This is a genomic window from Bradyrhizobium sp. T-1 (genome assembly GCF_053592855.1).
Map to the genome: position 1 here is coordinate 5,338,523 of NZ_CM132115.1, position 15,856 is coordinate 5,354,378.

13 protein-coding genes are annotated in these 15,856 nt (G+C 63.1%); 9 read left to right on the plus strand and 4 right to left on the minus strand.

Annotated features, from left to right (window positions below; genetic code table 11):
• Positions 1-13: 13 nt before the first annotated feature.
• The 3 genes from ACWAT4_RS25840 to ACWAT4_RS25850 all read left to right on the plus strand — a co-directional run bounded on the left by ACWAT4_RS25840 (position 14) and on the right by ACWAT4_RS25850 (position 3,532).
• Entirely contained in the window at positions 14-1,174 is a 1,161-nt protein-coding gene (locus ACWAT4_RS25840) for a Gfo/Idh/MocA family protein (RefSeq protein ID WP_212300666.1), read from the plus strand.
• Positions 1,175-1,289: 115 nt separating this feature from the next.
• Entirely contained in the window at positions 1,290-2,345 is a 1,056-nt protein-coding gene (locus ACWAT4_RS25845) for a sugar phosphate isomerase/epimerase family protein (RefSeq protein ID WP_212426772.1), read from the plus strand.
• A gap of 14 nt (positions 2,346-2,359) precedes the next feature.
• On the plus strand, positions 2,360-3,532 hold the full coding sequence (locus ACWAT4_RS25850; RefSeq protein WP_212426771.1) for a Gfo/Idh/MocA family protein: 1,173 nt from the start codon (positions 2,360-2,362) through the stop codon (positions 3,530-3,532).
• Positions 3,533-3,626: 94 nt separating this feature from the next.
• Here ACWAT4_RS25850 and rhaI read toward each other — a convergent pair whose 3' ends face one another.
• Positions 3,627-4,925 (minus strand): L-rhamnose catabolism isomerase, encoded by a 1,299-nt coding sequence (gene rhaI / locus ACWAT4_RS25855; RefSeq protein WP_212426770.1) that lies wholly within the window; start codon positions 4,923-4,925, stop codon positions 3,627-3,629.
• Positions 4,922-7,018, minus strand: coding sequence for a bifunctional rhamnulose-1-phosphate aldolase/short-chain dehydrogenase (locus ACWAT4_RS25860; protein ID WP_212300662.1), 2,097 nt, complete (start codon positions 7,016-7,018; stop codon positions 4,922-4,924). Before ACWAT4_RS25860 ends, rhaI begins: the two co-directional genes overlap by 4 nt.
• Before the next feature lie 186 nt (positions 7,019-7,204).
• On the opposite strand from ACWAT4_RS25860, the gene ACWAT4_RS25865 reads away from it, so the two are divergent.
• From ACWAT4_RS25865 to ACWAT4_RS25890, 6 genes are all read left to right on the plus strand, one after another.
• A complete protein-coding gene (locus ACWAT4_RS25865) occupies positions 7,205-8,017 on the plus strand; it encodes a DeoR/GlpR family DNA-binding transcription regulator (protein ID WP_212426768.1) in 813 nt (270 codons plus the stop codon).
• 2 nt (positions 8,018-8,019) lie between these two features.
• Positions 8,020-9,561, plus strand: coding sequence for a sugar ABC transporter ATP-binding protein (locus ACWAT4_RS25870; RefSeq protein ID WP_449728391.1), 1,542 nt, complete (start codon positions 8,020-8,022; stop codon positions 9,559-9,561).
• Positions 9,558-10,544, plus strand: coding sequence for an ABC transporter permease (locus ACWAT4_RS25875; RefSeq protein ID WP_449728392.1), 987 nt, complete (start codon positions 9,558-9,560; stop codon positions 10,542-10,544). Before ACWAT4_RS25870 ends, ACWAT4_RS25875 begins: the two co-directional genes overlap by 4 nt.
• Positions 10,541-11,533: an ABC transporter permease gene (locus tag ACWAT4_RS25880; RefSeq protein ID WP_212300658.1), complete on the plus strand. Its 993-nt coding sequence runs from the start codon at positions 10,541-10,543 to the stop codon at positions 11,531-11,533. Before ACWAT4_RS25875 ends, ACWAT4_RS25880 begins: the two co-directional genes overlap by 4 nt.
• A gap of 49 nt (positions 11,534-11,582) precedes the next feature.
• Complete coding sequence (locus tag ACWAT4_RS25885) at positions 11,583-12,698, plus strand: autoinducer 2 ABC transporter substrate-binding protein (RefSeq protein ID WP_212426766.1); 1,116 nt, start codon at positions 11,583-11,585, stop codon at positions 12,696-12,698.
• 138 nt (positions 12,699-12,836) lie between these two features.
• Complete coding sequence (locus tag ACWAT4_RS25890) at positions 12,837-14,201, plus strand: FGGY-family carbohydrate kinase (RefSeq protein ID WP_212426765.1); 1,365 nt, start codon at positions 12,837-12,839, stop codon at positions 14,199-14,201.
• Between the two features lie 132 nt (positions 14,202-14,333).
• Here ACWAT4_RS25890 and ACWAT4_RS25895 read toward each other — a convergent pair whose 3' ends face one another.
• The gene (locus ACWAT4_RS25895; protein ID WP_212300655.1) at positions 14,334-15,035 is read right to left on the minus strand and encodes an HpcH/HpaI aldolase family protein; all 702 of its coding nucleotides are present in this window, start codon (positions 15,033-15,035) and stop codon (positions 14,334-14,336) included.
• Between the two features lie 13 nt (positions 15,036-15,048).
• On the minus strand, positions 15,049-15,852 hold the full coding sequence (locus tag ACWAT4_RS25900; protein WP_449728393.1) for an SDR family NAD(P)-dependent oxidoreductase: 804 nt from the start codon (positions 15,850-15,852) through the stop codon (positions 15,049-15,051).
• Between the last annotated feature and the right edge of the window lie 4 nt (positions 15,853-15,856).

A 15,856-nucleotide genomic window follows, 5' to 3' on the forward strand; every position in this document is an offset into this window, starting at 1 on the left:
CGGGGAGCGGATCATGAGCAAGCTGGGAGTCGGCATCGTCGGATGCGGCAACATCTCGACGATCTACATGCACAACATGCCGAGATTTCGCGATCTCAAGCTGATCGCCTGCGCCGACCTGCGCCCTGAGGCCGCGCAAGCCCAAGCGGCGCAGTTCGGCATCGAGGCTTTGTCGATCGAAGCACTACTTGCGCGCCCCGATATCCAGATCGTCGTCAATCTCACCACGCCGAATGCACATTACGGCGTCAGCCACGCGGCGTTTAACGCCGGCAAGCACGTGTTTGGCGAAAAGCCGATCACGGTGGAGGCCAACGACGCTGCGACCTTGGTCGCGGAGGCAGCGCGTCGCGATCTGAAGATCGGCTGCGCGCCGGATACTTTTCTCGGCGGCGGCGCACGGCTGGCGCGCGAGTTGGTGGATACGGGACGGATCGGCAAAGTGCTTTACGGCACCTGCTTTCTGATGTCGCATGGCATGGAGCACTGGCATCCCGATCCAACCTTCTTCTTCAAGCCCGGCGGCGGGCCGATCCTCGATATGGGGCCCTATTATCTCGCGGCGCTCATCAACCTGTTGGGTCCCGTCGCGCTGGTGCAGGGGCGCGCGAGCGCCGGCTTCGCCTCGCGACTCGTCACCTCGAAGGGGCCGATGAACGGCAAGACGATCGCGGTTGAAACCCCGACGACGGTGATGTCGCTGCTGCATTTCGAGTCAGGCGCCGACATCATCTTCGCGATGAGCTGGGACGTCTGGAAGCACGGACATCCGCCGATTGAGCTTTACGGCACTGAAGGCTCACTGCGCGTACCGGACCCCAACTTTTTCGGCGGCGCGGTGCAATACACCGAGAAGGGTGGCGACTGGATCTCGGTTACGGCTGACGACCGGCCGTTCGGCAAGCCCAACTGGCGTTCGCCGAATTGGGCAGATCACATGCCGAACCAGGCCAACTATCGTTGCCTGGGCGTCGCCGAACTCGCAAGTGCGGTGCTGCACGGCACGCCACACCGCTCCTCCGGCGCGCTGGCGAGCCACGCTCTGGAGGTGAAGCACGCGATCCTCAAGGCGAGCGTCGAGGGCGGAGAGATCGCAGTACACTCGCGTGTCGAGCGACCGGCGCCGCTGTCCGACCTCGATGCGATGGCGCTGTGGGCCGGGGAAACGTTCTGAAGCAGGACAATCCCCAGGTGTGTTCACCTGGAACCGGCGAAGGCGGCGCGGTTTGGTGAATATCGAGCTCAGCGGACGCATGCTGCTAGAGCCTGCAGGTACAAGGAAGCATTCGATGAAGATGATCAAGGGACCGGCGATATTCCTGGCTCAGTTCGCGGCCGACGCGCCGCCATTCAACTCCTTCGACTCGATCTGCGGATGGGCCGCCTCGCTCGGCTACGAGGGGGTTCAGATCCCGACCTGGGATGCGCGGCTCTTCGACCTCAAGAAGGCCTCGGAGTCGCAGGACTATGCCGATGAGGTGAAGGGAATCGCGGCGCACCACGGGCTTGCGATCAGCGAGCTCTCGACCCATCTCCAAGGCCAGCTCGTTGCCGTTCACCCCGCCTATGATGCCGCATTCGACGGCTTTGCCGTGCCGGAGGTGCGTGGCAACGCCAAGGCCCGCACAGAGTGGGCCGTCGACCAGGTCAAGCGTGCGATCTTTGCCTCCAGGCGCCTCGGACTCACGGCACAAGCGACTTTCTCCGGCGCGCTAGCCTGGCCCTACATCTATCCTTGGCCGCAGCGCCCGGTCGGCCTCGTCGAGGCCGCCTTCGACGAGCTCGCTAAGCGTTGGCGGCCGATCCTCGACTACGCGGACGAGCATGGCGTTGATCTCGCCTATGAGATCCACCCGGGCGAGGATTTGCACGACGGCGTCTCCTACGAGATGTTCCTGGAGCGGGTAAATAACCACAGGCGCGCCAATCTGCTCTACGACCCCTCGCACTTCGTGCTGCAGCAGCTCGACTACCTCGACTACATCGACATCTATCGCGAACGTATCAAGGCCTTCCACGTCAAGGATGCGGAATTCAATCCGACGGGCCGCCAGGGTGTCTATGGCGGGTTTCAAAGCTGGGTCGACCGTGCTGGCCGCTTCCGCTCGCTCGGCGATGGCCAAGTCGATTTCGGCGCAATCTTCTCGAAGCTCACGCAATACGACTACGACAGCTGGGCAGTGCTCGAATGGGAATGCGCGCTGAAACATCCCGAGCAAGGTGCGCGCGAGGGTGCCGAGTTCATCAAAAGCCATATCATACGGGTCACCGAGAAAGCCTTCGACGATTTCGCAGGCTCCGGCACCGACGACGCAGCGAACCGCAAGATGCTGGGCATTTCCTGAGCGAGAGGACCAATATGCCTATTGAAGCAAGCAACGAAGCTGGCGGCCATCGTCGTATCCGGCTCGGCATGGTCGGCGGCGGTCAGGGGGCCTTTATCGGCGCCATCCATCGCATTGCCGCTCGCATCGACGACCAGTTCGAGCTGGTCGCGGGTGCGCTCGCGTCAGATCCGGTTCGAGCCAAGGCCTCCGCAAAGGAGCTCGGCATCGCCGACGACCGTGCCTATGGCTCCTTCGAGGAGATGGCGAGGGCTGAGGCTGCGCGAGCGGACGGCATCGAAGCGGTCTCGATCGTAACCCCCAACCACATGCATGGCCCGGTCGCGAAGGCCTTCCTTGAAGCCGGGATCAACGTCATCTGCGACAAGCCGCTCACGACGACCGTCGCCGAGGCCGAGGAGCTGGTCGCGCTGGTCCGGAAGACAGGCAGGGTATTTGTGGTGACGCACAATTACACGGGCTATCCCATGATCCGGCAGGCCCGCGCCATGATCGCGAACGGCGATCTCGGCGAGATCCGTCTGGTCCAGGCCGAGTATCTGCAGGATTGGTTGACGGAGCGATTGGAGGCCAGCGGCCAGAAGCAGGCGGCGTGGCGCACGGACCCCACGCGTTCCGGCGCCGGCGGCTGCATCGGCGACATCGGAACTCATGCCTACAATCTCGCTTGCTTCGTCACCGGCCTCGAGCTCGACGAACTGCTGGCCCAGCTGTCGACCTTCGTCGAGGGACGGCGCCTCGACGACGACGTTCAAATTCTCCTGAAGTGGAAGGGCGGCGCCAAGGGCATGCTGTGGGCGAGTCAGGTCGCCGTCGGCAATGAAAACGGCCTCACGCTGCGCATCTATGGCAGCAAAGCCGGTCTCGAATGGGCGCAGGAGAATCCAAACCAGCTCTGGTTTACGCCTTACGGCCGGCCCAAGCAGCTCCTGACCCGCGGCGGGGCCGGTGCCTTGGGCGAGGCGAGCCGCGTCACCCGCATTCCCTCCGGTCACCCCGAGGGCTATCTCGAAGGTTTCGCTACGATCTATGCCGAGGCGGCGCGTGCCATCAGGGCCCCGCAGGCCCGCTCGACACTGGATCCGCCGATATATCCGACGGTCGAGGACGGCCTCGCCGGGATCAAGTTCATAGACGCCGCGGTGAGATCATCCGCAGCCAATGGAGCCTGGATCCGGCTCACCTAGCTAGCGCGGCGCGGATTCGTTTGAAACGCTCAAAGCGCAAAGGCCGGCACCTCGTGCGGCCAGCAACCATCCTGAAAACGAGGGGCCACTTACCCTAGACGATGCCTGCCGAAGTTCCGCCGGCCGCGGGACGTTCCATCGCCTTTCGTCCCCGATAGCCGGACGCGCGATAGGCCGCAATTGGCGCGATCGCCCCGCCGGCCCGCATGCGGGCGACGGCGAGGAGCGGCGAGACGTCGGTGGTGAAGGCACGTTTCAATTCGAGATGCGCACCGAGCGCGTCATTGGCCTCTTGCGCCGCTTCAAGCGCTGCGCGATCGACGATGAGCGCCTGCGCATAGGCGCGCTGCAACTCGATCGCCGATTGCATCAGACTCTCGATCGGATCGGTCACATTGTGCGACTGGTCGATCATGTAGGCGGGCGCGAAGCCTTCCGCCCTGCGACGCTCGGCGTCGATCAGCTCGTTGAAGACGAGAAACAGCCGGAACGGATCGACCGAGCCGCTGTCGAGATCGTCGTCGCCATATTTTGAATCGTTGAAATGGAAACCCGCGAGCTTGTTGAAGCGGACGAGCCGGGCAACGATCTGCTCGATATTCACGTTCGGCGCATGATGGCCGAGATCGACGAGGCAATAGGCCTTGGGCCCGAGCTCCTGCGCGACAGCAAAGCTCGTCCCCCAATCCGAGATCACGGTCGAGTAGAACGCCGGCTCATAAAGCTTGTGCTCGAGGAACACCCGCCAGTCGGCGGGCAGCGCCGCGACGATCTCGCGCATCGCGTCGACATAGCGGTCGAGCGCTTTGGTCAGATTCGATTGGCCGGCGAAATTCGAGCCGTCGGCGATCCAGACGGTCAGTGCCTTCGAGCCGAGCTTGCGGCCGATCTCGATACATTCGACGTTATGGGCGATGGCTTGCACGCGCACACGCGCATCGGTATGTGACAGCGAGCCGAACTTGTACGAAAGCTCCTGCCCCGGCTGATCCTGGAACGTGTTGGAGTTGACCGCATCGAAGGCAAGGCCGTGCGTCGCGGCCTGTTCGCGCAAGGCGCCATAGTCGTCGACCTTGTCCCACGGGATGTGCGGCGAGACCGTCGGGGTTGCCCGCGCCAATTGTTGAATCACGGCGCAATCATCGATCTTTTCGAAGACATTGCGCGGCTCACCCGGCCCCGGAAAGCGGGCAAATCGCGTGCCTCCCGTGCCGACTCCCCAGGTCGGAATGGCAACACCGAAGGCCATCACCTTCTGCACCAGGACCTCTGCGTCGATCCCGTGTCGCGTCAGCGCGCGCTTCAGGGCGTCGAAGTCTTCAGTGGTCGCGCCTTCGAGCCGCGCGTTCTGCTCGGCGACGAAATCCGCGCTAATCGAAAACGGCGTGCTCATCGTGTGAAAGCCTGGGCGTTGCCGGCATCGACGTTGAGGATGTTGCCGGTCGACTTGGCCGAAAGGTCGGACGCGAAGAAGTAGACACCCTCGGCGATATCCTCCGGGAATACCGACAGCTTGAGCATCGAACGCTGGCGGTAGACTTCCTCGAGCTGGTCCTCCGCGACCTTATTGGACGCCGCACGCTGCTGGCGCCACTCGCCCTCCCAGATCTTGGAGCCGCGCAACACCGCGTCCGGATTGACCGTGTTGACGCGGATGCCATGCACTGCTCCTTCCAGCGCCAGGCAGCGAGCCAGATGGATTTCCGACGCCTTGGCGGCGCAATAGGCCGAAGCGCCAGCCGAAGCAGCGAGGCCGTTCTTCGAAGCAACGAAGATGATGGCGCCGCCGATGTTCTGGCGTTGCATCAGCCGAAATGCCTCGCGCGAGACGAGGAAATAGCCGGTGGCGAGAATGTCCATGTTCTTTTGCCACAGTCCGAGACTCGTGTCCTCGACAGGCGAAGCCGAGGCAATCCCGGCATTCGAGACGACGATATCTATGCCGCCGAACGCGCGCGCGGCTTCTTCAAACGAGGCGATCACCGCCGCCTCGTCGGTCACATCAAGCTTGACACCGATGGCCGCGTCACGGCCATGGCGTTTGGCGATCGCCGCGACGCCCTCGTTCAATGCCTTCTCGTCGATATCCGCAATGACGAGGCAAGCGCCTTCACCGAGCAGCCGCTGCGCGGTCGCCCCGCCAATGCCGCCTGCGCCGCCGGTCACATAGGCGATCCGACCGGCGAGCGATTTCGGCTTGGGCATGCGCTGGAGCTTGGCCTCCTCCAGCAGCCAATATTCGATATTGAAGGCTTCCTGCTCGGCAAGGCCGACATAGGCGCTGACGCCCGAGGCGCCCCGCATGACGTTGATCGCGTTGACGTAGAACTCGGCCGCGACGCGGGCCGTCGCCTTGTCCTTGGCAAACGTGAACATGCCGATTCCCGGTGCGAGATACACGACCGCGTTGGGATCGCGCATGGCCGGCGAATTCGGATGCTTGCAGCGCTCGTAATAGGCGGCGTAATCGCGCCGGTAAGCGGCGAGCACGTCATCGAGGCCGACGATCACCTCATCGAGATTGTCGCGCGCGGGATCGTAGGGCAGCAGCAGCGGCCGGATCTTGGTGCGAAGAAAGTGATCCGGACAGGAGGTGCCAAGCGGCGCCAGCTTCGTCAGCGCCTGGGAGTTGACGAACTCCAGCACCTCCGGGGCATCGGTGAAATGGCCGATCTTGCGCTCATCCGCAGAGATCTTGCCGCGGATCAGCGGCATCAGCCGGGCCGCGATCGCACGGCGCTTTTCCGGCAAGGCCGTCTGGACCTTGGCGCCGCCGAAGGCCGGATTCTGTTCATGCGCGGCAAGCCAATCGGCCGCCTGCTGAATCACGCGCAAAGTCATCTCGTAACAGGCTTTCGACGTCTCGGCCCAGGTGAAGAGCCCATGGCCGCCGAGGACCACGCCGACATAGTCAGGATGGCGCGCGGCCATCTCGCCGAGCTTCAGGCCGAGATCGAAGCCGGGCCGCTGCCACGGCAGGAATCCGAGCTTACCGCCAAAGACCTCTCGGGTCAGACGCTCAGCGTCTTCTGAGGCGGCAATGGCGATGACCGCATCGGCATGGACGTGATCGACGTGCCGGTGCGGTACGAAGGCATGCAAAGGCGTATCAATCGACGTCGCGCGCGGATTGAGATCGAAGGTACAGTGATTGAACAAGGCGACCATCTCGTCCTCGTGGGCGAGGCCGCGATAGAGCCCTTTCAGGCTCTCGAGCCTGTCGAGGTACAGCGTCGAAAAGCCGTCGCGCTTCATCGAGCCAATGTCACCGCCAGAGCCTTTGACCCAGAGCACGCGCACGTTCTCGCGCGTCAGCGGATCCTTCATCTCGATCTTGGCCGAGGTGTTGCCGCCGCCGAAATTGGTGATGCGTAGATCGGCTCCGAGCAGGTTCGAGCGATACAGCAACTGGCCTGCTTCATCGAGCCCGGCAGCGAACGCGTCGTCCCATAGATTTGGCAGGGGCGTGGCCGCGACCTCGCTCATTAGGCGTTCTCCCTGTGTGCTTGATCTCCGGGCAGATTAGGCCACAGATTCAATCAAGGTCAATCACTGACGATCAACACTGCGACGCAATATGATTGATGCAGCGCGATATTGAGCGAATTTGACGGTTTACAGTTGACCACGGTTCGAGAGCGTGACCTATTTACGGGCAAAAGGGAGGACGGCGTGCACGAGCGGGAACGCTGGCAGGTCATCAAGACACTCTTGCGCGAGCGGTCGCTGGTACGCATCGCGGATGCCTGTCGTGCGACCGGCGTCTCCGAAGCCTCGATACGGCGCGATTTCGCCAGGCTCGCCGAGCAAGGTGTCGCGATCAGGGTGCACGGCGGACTCGAAGCCCTGCCGGAAACCACCAACGCACCGGGCGACATCCTTTCGCTTGCCACCCGCTCCTTCGACGTCAGCCAGACGCTCAATATCGACGCCAAGCGCGCCATCGCGAAAGCGGCAGTCGCCCTCTGCGCCGATGGCGAGACGATCATCATCAATGGCGGCACGACCACCTATCAGATGGGCGAGTATCTGCGCGAGCGCCGCCTGAAGGTGTTGACCAATTCCTATCTGCTCGCCGACGGGCTGATCCACACGTCGAAATGCCGCGTCGCCTTGCCGGGTGGCGAAGTCTATCGTGAGCAGGGCATGATCGTCTCCCCCTTTGAAGAGGATGCGATTCAGCACTATTCGGCGACGCGGATGTTCATGAGTGCGATCTCGATCGGACCGCTCGGCGTGATCGAGGGCGACCCCCTGCTCGCCCGCGCCGAATCAAAACTGCTGAAACGTGCCGACAAGCTGATCGTGCTCGCCGATTCCTCGAAATTCGTCTCGCGCGGCAGTCTGGTCGTCTGCCCGCTCTCGCGCATCGATACGCTGATCACCGATTCCGATGCGCCGAACGACGCACTCGACATGCTGCGCGAGCATGGTGTCCGCGTCGTTGTCGTAGATCCAGGCGCTCAAACCACTGCGGCGGCGTGACCATGACAACCGACCCGCACGGTGACGCTCCCGCGGTACCGCTTCTGGCGGTGCGCGCGATCGAGAAGTCTTTTCCGGGCGTGCGGGCGTTGTCCGGCGTCTCGTTCGATGCCGCCAGGGGCGAAGTTCACGCCCTGCTCGGCGAGAACGGTGCTGGCAAGTCGACGCTGATCAAGATCGTTTCCGGCGTGTTCCCGCCCGATCGGGGCGAGGTGCTCGTGAACGGCAAGCAGGTCGATCTCGCGCGACCGGACGATGCCAGGCGCGCCGGCATCGCCACGATCTATCAAGAGCTGCTGCTGTTTCCGGAGCTCACGGTCGCAGAGAACATCTTCATGGGGCATGCGCCCCGCGCTGGCCTCGGCCGGATCGATTGGCGGGCCATGCACGAGAAGACGAATGCGCTACTCGCTTCGCTCGAAATCCATGATCTGCAAGCCGACCGGGTCGTCGGCTCCCTCAGCGTCGGCAATCGCCAGCGCGTTGAAATCCTGCGCGCGCTGTCGCAGGATGCGCGCATTCTCATCATGGACGAGCCGACCGCGGCCCTGACCGAGTACGACGTGACGCGGCTGTTTGACATCGTCCGCAGGCTGAAAGCCCGCGGCGTCGCCGTGATCTATATCAGCCATCGGCTCGACGAGATCTTCGCGATCGCCGATCGTGTCACAGTGCTGCGCGATGGCACGCATGTCGCGACCAAGCGGGTCGTCGACACGGACGCGGCCGAGCTCGTGCAATTGATGGTCGGCCGCAGGATCGAAAGCCTGTTCCCGAAGATGACGGTTCCGATCGGTCAGCCGGTGCTGGAAGTGAAGGACCTTGAACGTCGGCCCCTGACGAAAAACGTCTCGTTCACGGTGCGTGCCGGCGAGATCGTCGGCCTTTCCGGCCTCGTCGGCTCCGGTCGCAGCGAGCTCGCGCAAACTATTTTCGGCGTCACCCCGGCCGATAACGGCGAAATCCGGATCTCCGGGCGGCAAGTCAACATTCGCTCGCCGGCCCAGGCGCGGTCTTTGGGCATCGCTTATGTTCCCGAGGATCGCGGCACCCAGGGCTTGGTGCGGCCGATGACGGTGCGCGAGAACTTCAGCCTCGCCGCGCTCGGCAAGGTCGCATTCGGCGGCTTCATCGATCGCGGCGCCGAGCGCAAGCTGGCCGGCGACGGCATCACTCGCTTTGCGGTCAAGACGAGCTCGCTCGAGCAGATCGTGGGCAAGCTCTCCGGCGGCAATCAACAGAAGATCGTGCTCGGCAAATGGCTGGCCAACGAGCCAAAGCTGTTGATCCTCGACGAGCCGACGCGCGGCATCGACGTCGGCGCCAAGGCGGAGATCCATCGGCTGATGGGCGAGCTTGCGGCCCAGGGGCTTGCCATCCTGATGATTTCAAGCGAGTTGCCGGAGGTGCTCGGCATGAGCGACCGCGTGCTCGTGATGCGCGAAGGCCGTATCGTTGCCGAATTCTCACGCGAAGAAGCAACCCAGCAGTCAATCGGCGCAGCGATGATGGGCAGTCATGAAAACGCGGAGAAAGCGGCATGACGACGGTGACCTTGGCCAGTGCCGAAGTTAGTCCGCGGCGGTGGCTGAAGGCGCTTGCCTCGCAAGAGGCTTTGCTCGCGATCGCCGTGATCGGGCTCGCCATCGCGGTCGGCCTTTACAATCCGCGCTTTCTGGCGGCACGCAACCTTTCCGACGTGCTGCTCGGCAATGCCTATATCGCGGTCGCCGCAGTCGGCATGTCGATGGTGATCATCTCCGGCAACATCGATATTTCCGTCGGCGCGCTGATCGGCGTTCTGGCGACGATCAGCGGTACGCTGGCCGTGAACGGCGCGCCGATCGTGGTCGCCTGGCTGGCAGCGCTCGTTGCCGGCATCGCCGTGATGGCGTTGCAAGGCGCGATCATTGCCTATCTGCGCATTCCGGCGATCGTGGTGACGCTCGGCATGCTGTCGATCCTCAAAGGCGGCTTGATCAGCGTCACGGGGGGCAAATGGATCACCGACCTGCCCGACAGTTTCCACCTCGCGGATATCGAGCTCTTCGGCGAGCTGCCGTTTCCGGTTTTTCTCATGATCCTGGTGACGATCCTGGCGGCGCTGTGGATGCGCTATTCGGCCTCGGGCCGTGCGATCTACGCCGTCGGCGGCAACGCCGAAGCGGCGCGGCTCTGCGGGATCTCGCAGCCGCGCACGATCGTGATGGTCTTTGCGCTGCATGGCTTGTTCGCGGGGGCGGCCGCCCTGCTCTATGCGACGCAGCTGCGCGTCATCCAGTCGACCGTGCCGCCGAATCTCGAGCTGACGATCATCACCGCGTCGGTCGTCGGCGGCGTCAGCATCCTCGGCGGCGCCGGTACGGTGGTCGGCTCGACGCTCGCCGCCGTTCTGATCGCCGAGATCGCCAGCGCGCTGGTCTTCATTGACATCTCGCCCTACTGGATTCGCGCGGTCCAGGGCGTGCTCATCCTCGTGACCGTGATCGCCGACATTCTGCGGCGCCGGCGTATGGCCGGAGCATGAGCGCAATGAGCGAAATCCCTCTTCCCCACACCGCCAAACGTCTCGTGCCCTGGTGGCTGCTGCGCCACGAGACCATGCTTGCGGTGATCCTGCTCATTGCATTGATCGTGCTCGGAGGCTTGAACAGCCGCTTCCTCACGCTCGACAATCTGCTCAATCAAGGCAGGCTGACGACCGAGGTCGGGCTGATCGCACTGCCGATGACCTTCATCATCATCACCGGCGGTATCGATCTCTCGGTGGGCTCGATCGTCGGGCTTTGCGCGATCCTGCTCGGCTATTCCTGGAAGGTATTCGGCCTTCCCTTGCCGCTGGCCATCTGCTTCTCGCTGCTCGTGGGTGCAGCTGCGGGATTCCTCAATGGGATCGTCATCACCAGGGTGAAAGTCCCACCGCTGATCATGACGATCGCGACGCTCGCGCTCTATCGTGGGCTCGCCGAAGGGATCAGCCAAGCGCGTTCGGTGCGCGGCTATCCGGAATGGTTCTACTTCATCGGGCAGGAAAACCTCTTCGGCGTACCGGCGCAGCTCTGGCTCTTGCTGATCGCGATCGTGGTCACGGCAATCGTTCTAGACCGCACCACTTTCGGCCGAACACTCTATGCGATCGGCAACAACGAGACCGCCGCGCGCTTTTCCGGTTTGCCGGTCGATCGGGTCAAGCTGATCATCTACACGCTGTCGGGGCTTATGGCCGGCCTCTCGGCCTGTGTTCTTGTCTCGCGCGTGACCACCACCCGTTCGGACATGGGGATCGGCTACGAGCTCGACGTGATCGCGGCGGTGGTGCTCGGCGGCACCAGCATATTCGGGGGCGTCGGCACGATCTGGGGCACGGTGGTCGGCCTCGCGATGATCCAACTCCTGAAAAACGGGCTGGCCCTGACCGGTGTCAAGGGCGACGCGACGATCGTGGTCATCGGCACGGTGCTCATCCTTTCAACTCTTGTGGCGAGTTCGCTCCAGCGGCGACGCGAGGGCGTTTGATGGCGTGTCTGGCCGCGAAAAAAGCGGCTTCAACAGGGAGGAAAACAAAATGAAGCTTGGATTAGCTGCTGCATTCCTCGGCGCGACGCTGCTGGCCGGATCGGCCTCGGCGGCGGACAAGAGATGGGACGGCGCGGACGACCTGCCTGTCAATCCGCTGGCCTGTTCGGCTAGCGAGGCCAACGCGGCACCCGCCGCCAAGCCTTATGACGGGGGCCGGCCAAGCAATGCTGCCGACAAAGCCGGCAAGCCGATCACGCTGGTCGACGTACCGAAACTGATTGGCATCGGCTATTTCAACGCGACGTCGAAAGGTATGCAGGACGCCGCCAAGGCCCTCGGCAATGTCACGGTGAAGACCGACGGCCCGACCGAAGCCAAGATCGACGAGCAGATCAAGTTCATCGACAATTACATCACCAGCGGCGTCGACGGCATTCTGTTCGCGGCCAACGATCCGGTTGCGATCGCTCCGGTTCTGAAGAAGGCGCTGTCGAAGGGCATTCACGTCGTCGGCTATGACGCCAATGCGACGCCGGACGCCCGCGAATGGTTCGTCAATCAAGCCGAGTTCAATGGCATCGCCAAGGCGATGATCGATTCGATGGCCAAGGAGGCCGGCGAGGACAAGAGCTTCGCAATCGTCACTTCGACCTTCACGACGCCGAACCAGGCACGCTGGATTGCCGAAATGTGGGCTTATGCGCAGAAGTGTCATCCCAAGCTGAAATGGCTCGAAACGGTCGAGGCGCAGGAAGACAACAACCTGTCGTTCAACCAGGCAACCACGCTGATCAACAAGCATGGCGACAAGCTCGCCGGCCTGTTCGGCATGACCTCGGTCGCAACGCCTGCTTCCGCGGAAGCCGTGACCAAGGCCAAGCTCTGCGGCAAGGTGGCGGTGGTCGGCCTCGCCACGCCGAACGCGATGAAGCCGTATGTCAACGCGGACTGTGTCAAGTCGGTGGTGCTGTGGAATCCGGTCGATCTCGGCTATGCCGCGACCTACGTGATGCGTGCCGTCGTCGACGGCAGCCTCAAGCCTGGCGCGACCTCGGTGGACGCGGGCAAGCTCGGCAAGCTGAGCGTGGTGAATGGCAGCGAGATCCTGCTTGGTTCGCCCTTCATCTTTACGAAGCAGAACATCAAGGACTTCGATTTCTGACTGAACTCGTGGCGCCCGGCCGCCAAACGCGGCCGGGTGCTTCACTTTTGGCATCCGCTATCATGTTCCGCAACAAGCCGACCATGACACGGCGATGATGTTGCGTGCCGAGATGTTCCATCTGCCTTGAGCGTGACGATGAGCCAAACGGTCGCAGTCCTCGACATCGGCAAGACCAACGTGAAGGTTGCCTTGTTCGACAACGGCCGGCTTCTCTGGGAAAGGTCCGCGCCCAATCGCATTCGGCCAGGGCCGCCCTATCCGCACGAAGATGTTGAGAGCGCGTGGAACTTCTTCCTCGATGCGCTTCGTGAGGCCGCACGCGCGCAACAGATCAGCGCGATCGTGCCGACCGCTCATGGCGCCGCCGGCGCATTGATTGGCGAGAGCGAACTCGCGGCTCCGGTCATGGACTACGAATTTGACGGCGTAGACGTGATCGAGCCCGACTACGCGAGGCTGCGGCCGCCCTTTTCAGAGAGCTTGTCGCCGACATTATCGGCCGGTCTCAACCTCGGCCGGCAGCTCGCCTATCAGAAGTGGCACTGTCAGGAGCTGTTCGCCAAAGCGAGGCATTTCGTGGGCTATCCGCAATATTGGGCGTGGCGTCTCTGCGGCGTCGCGGTCTCTGAAGTCACTACACTCGGCGCCCATACCGATCTCTGGACTCCGCGACAGGGACGGGTCTCCAGCCTCGCCAAAGCTCTCGGCGTTGACCACTTGCTGCCACCGCTGCGCCGCGCCTTCGATCCGCTCGGTCCGATCAAACCCGACATCGCCGCCGCCACCGGGCTAGCGCCTGAAACGCCTGTCTTTTGCGGTATTCACGACTCCAATGCTTCGCTTCTGCCCTACCTTGTCACGCGCCAGGCGCCGTTCACCGTGCTGTCGACCGGCACCTGGGTGATCCTGATGTCCGTGGGCCTTTCGCTTGATCAACTCGATCCGCGCGACGACACGCTTGCCAACGTCGACGCGCTGGGTCGACCCATCGCCTGCGGACGCTTCATGGGTGGCCGCGAATACGCCGTCGTCGCGGGCGGCGGAGGAAGTCCTGATCCTGGCGCCATCGAGCGCGTCATCGCCTCAGGCGCGATGGCCCTACCCTGCTTCACCGGCCATGGCGGACCTTATGCGACGGCCAAAGGCGTGATCCGCGGCGAAGTCGCGTCGCGCGATCGGACTGCGCTTGCGACGCTCTATTGTGCTCTGGTCAGCGATCTGATGCTAACGCGCATGGGAGCGGCCAGCGGTGATCTCATCGTGGAAGGAACCTTCGCCGGCAACCTTCCCTTCTGTCAGACACTCGGCGCATTGCGGCCGACGCAGCGCGTCTTTGCGGCGGAAGACGCCGCGGGCACGGCACGCGGCGCCGCGATGCTCGCAGAATGGCCTCCTTCTTATCATGTCGCGGAGCCAACCCCCGTCGATCCGATTTCGGTTGCCGGCCTGGACTCCTATCGGAAGGCGTGGACGGCGGCAGTCGAGATGATTGCTCGGTGAGTCAGACGTCGAACGGGAATTCAGCGCTCGCGTCGTGTACCTGCCTCTGCTCGCGAGCTACCTGTCAAATGCTCGGCGGGACTCATTTGGGTCATCCAGTCTCGCCGCACCGCGTGCGCTGCCGAATTGAAATCACCGCCCGAGCGCTTTTTTTATGCCCGCCAAACCGATGCGCAAGAACGGATCTGAATGGATGTAGAAATATTTCACGCCCCGCTCGAGCCAGAACGGCAGCTCGTCCGACGTCACAAGCGTCCCGGCGATCCTGCCCGCGGCGCGGATCTTCCTGACTGCGAATTCGACCCGTTCCATGACCGCTCGCGGCCGGGGTTGCCCGAATGCCGGCGCCGGTGGATAGCCCATGTTCTGGGAGAGGTCGCCGGGGCCGATGAAGAATACATCGATGCCTTCGACCGCAAGCAGTTCGTCGATGTTGTCGATCGCCCTTGGTGTCTCGATCATGGCGATGACGAGCCGCTTCTCATGATCAGCCGGGCAAGCATAGCGGACCGCATCGACGATCGCGCGAGCCTCGTCCGCCGTATCGACCATTGGGACCATCAGTCCATCGGCACCGGCATTCAGATAACGGATCAGGATCGGTCGCTCGTGGGAATGCGGACGGACGATCGCCGCACCACCCGCGCCGCGGATCGCTTGAGCGGTCACGCGTACGTCTTCAAAGCTCCAACTGCCATGCTCGCAGTCGACGAAGATCGCGTCCGCGCCAAGTTCGACCAGACGGACCGCCAGCCCCGATGAGGCGTGGTGCGGCGTGAGCATGGTGATCGCATCGCCCTTTGCGAGACGCTCGCGCAGTTTGGCTCCGTTCATGAAAAATTCCCTCTCAACTCTTCGGTTTGTCGGCGAGGCCTTCTGGCGCGCCGACCCAGCGGGCCGTCTCAATGTCGGCGGAGGTGTCACGCATGAAAGTCGGGCAGATGTGCAGCTCGGGAATCATGGCCCCCTTCTGCAGGCTGGCGCAGAGCAGAACGGCACGCGCGACATCATGCGGATTGAGCATCACAGCGCGCTCGCCATCAAGCGGCGGCCTCGCACGATTGTTCATGATCGGGGTATCAGTCTCACCCGGCAGGATGGCCGTCGCACGGATGCCCTGGTTGCGATAGGTGTTGTGCAGGAATGTCATGAAGTTCTTCACGCCGGCCTTGGCCGCACCGTAAGCGGCGCCGCCAAGCAGATTGGGATTGACGACCGCCAGCGACGATACGGTAATTACCGTCCCTTCCTTCTTGGCAATCATGTCTTCCAGCACGGCCTGGGTCAGGTTGAACACCGCGGTGAGATTGACGTTCACCGTGGCATTCCACTCCGCCTCGCTGAGGAAGCGGGCGTTCAGCACCTTGCTGGCGCTGCCGGCATTGTTCACGAGAATGTCGATCGCACCGATGTTACGCTTGGCCCAGGCAACCGTCTCGAGGATCGCCTCCCGCGACGACACATCCAGCACATGGGCGACGGCCCTGCCGCCTGCCTTCTCGATCGCAGCGACAACCTCGCGTAGCGGATCGATCCGACGGCCCGTCAGAACGACCGTTGCGCCCTCCTGCGCCAACAGGATCGCGGTCTCACGCCCGATCCCCGTACCTGCGCCGGTGACGAGTGCGACCTTTCCAGCAAGCAGAGACATGGTT

Coding starts and splice junctions, on each gene's coding strand:
- ACWAT4_RS25900 (WP_449728393.1), bottom strand. CDS start 15,852: ATGTCTCTGCTTGCTGGAAAGGTCGCACTCGTCACCGGCGCAGGTACG.
- rhaI (WP_212426770.1), bottom strand. CDS start 4,925: ATGAGCACGCCGTTTTCGATTAGCGCGGATTTCGTCGCCGAGCAGAAC.
- ACWAT4_RS25850 (WP_212426771.1), top strand. CDS start 2,360: ATGCCTATTGAAGCAAGCAACGAAGCTGGCGGCCATCGTCGTATCCGG.
- ACWAT4_RS25860 (WP_212300662.1), bottom strand. CDS start 7,018: ATGAGCGAGGTCGCGGCCACGCCCCTGCCAAATCTATGGGACGACGCG.
- ACWAT4_RS25880 (WP_212300658.1), top strand. CDS start 10,541: ATGAGCGCAATGAGCGAAATCCCTCTTCCCCACACCGCCAAACGTCTC.
- ACWAT4_RS25840 (WP_212300666.1), top strand. CDS start 14: ATGAGCAAGCTGGGAGTCGGCATCGTCGGATGCGGCAACATCTCGACG.
- ACWAT4_RS25870 (WP_449728391.1), top strand. CDS start 8,020: ATGACAACCGACCCGCACGGTGACGCTCCCGCGGTACCGCTTCTGGCG.
- ACWAT4_RS25895 (WP_212300655.1), bottom strand. CDS start 15,035: ATGAACGGAGCCAAACTGCGCGAGCGTCTCGCAAAGGGCGATGCGATC.
- ACWAT4_RS25845 (WP_212426772.1), top strand. CDS start 1,290: ATGAAGATGATCAAGGGACCGGCGATATTCCTGGCTCAGTTCGCGGCC.
- ACWAT4_RS25885 (WP_212426766.1), top strand. CDS start 11,583: ATGAAGCTTGGATTAGCTGCTGCATTCCTCGGCGCGACGCTGCTGGCC.
- ACWAT4_RS25890 (WP_212426765.1), top strand. CDS start 12,837: ATGAGCCAAACGGTCGCAGTCCTCGACATCGGCAAGACCAACGTGAAG.
- ACWAT4_RS25875 (WP_449728392.1), top strand. CDS start 9,558: ATGACGACGGTGACCTTGGCCAGTGCCGAAGTTAGTCCGCGGCGGTGG.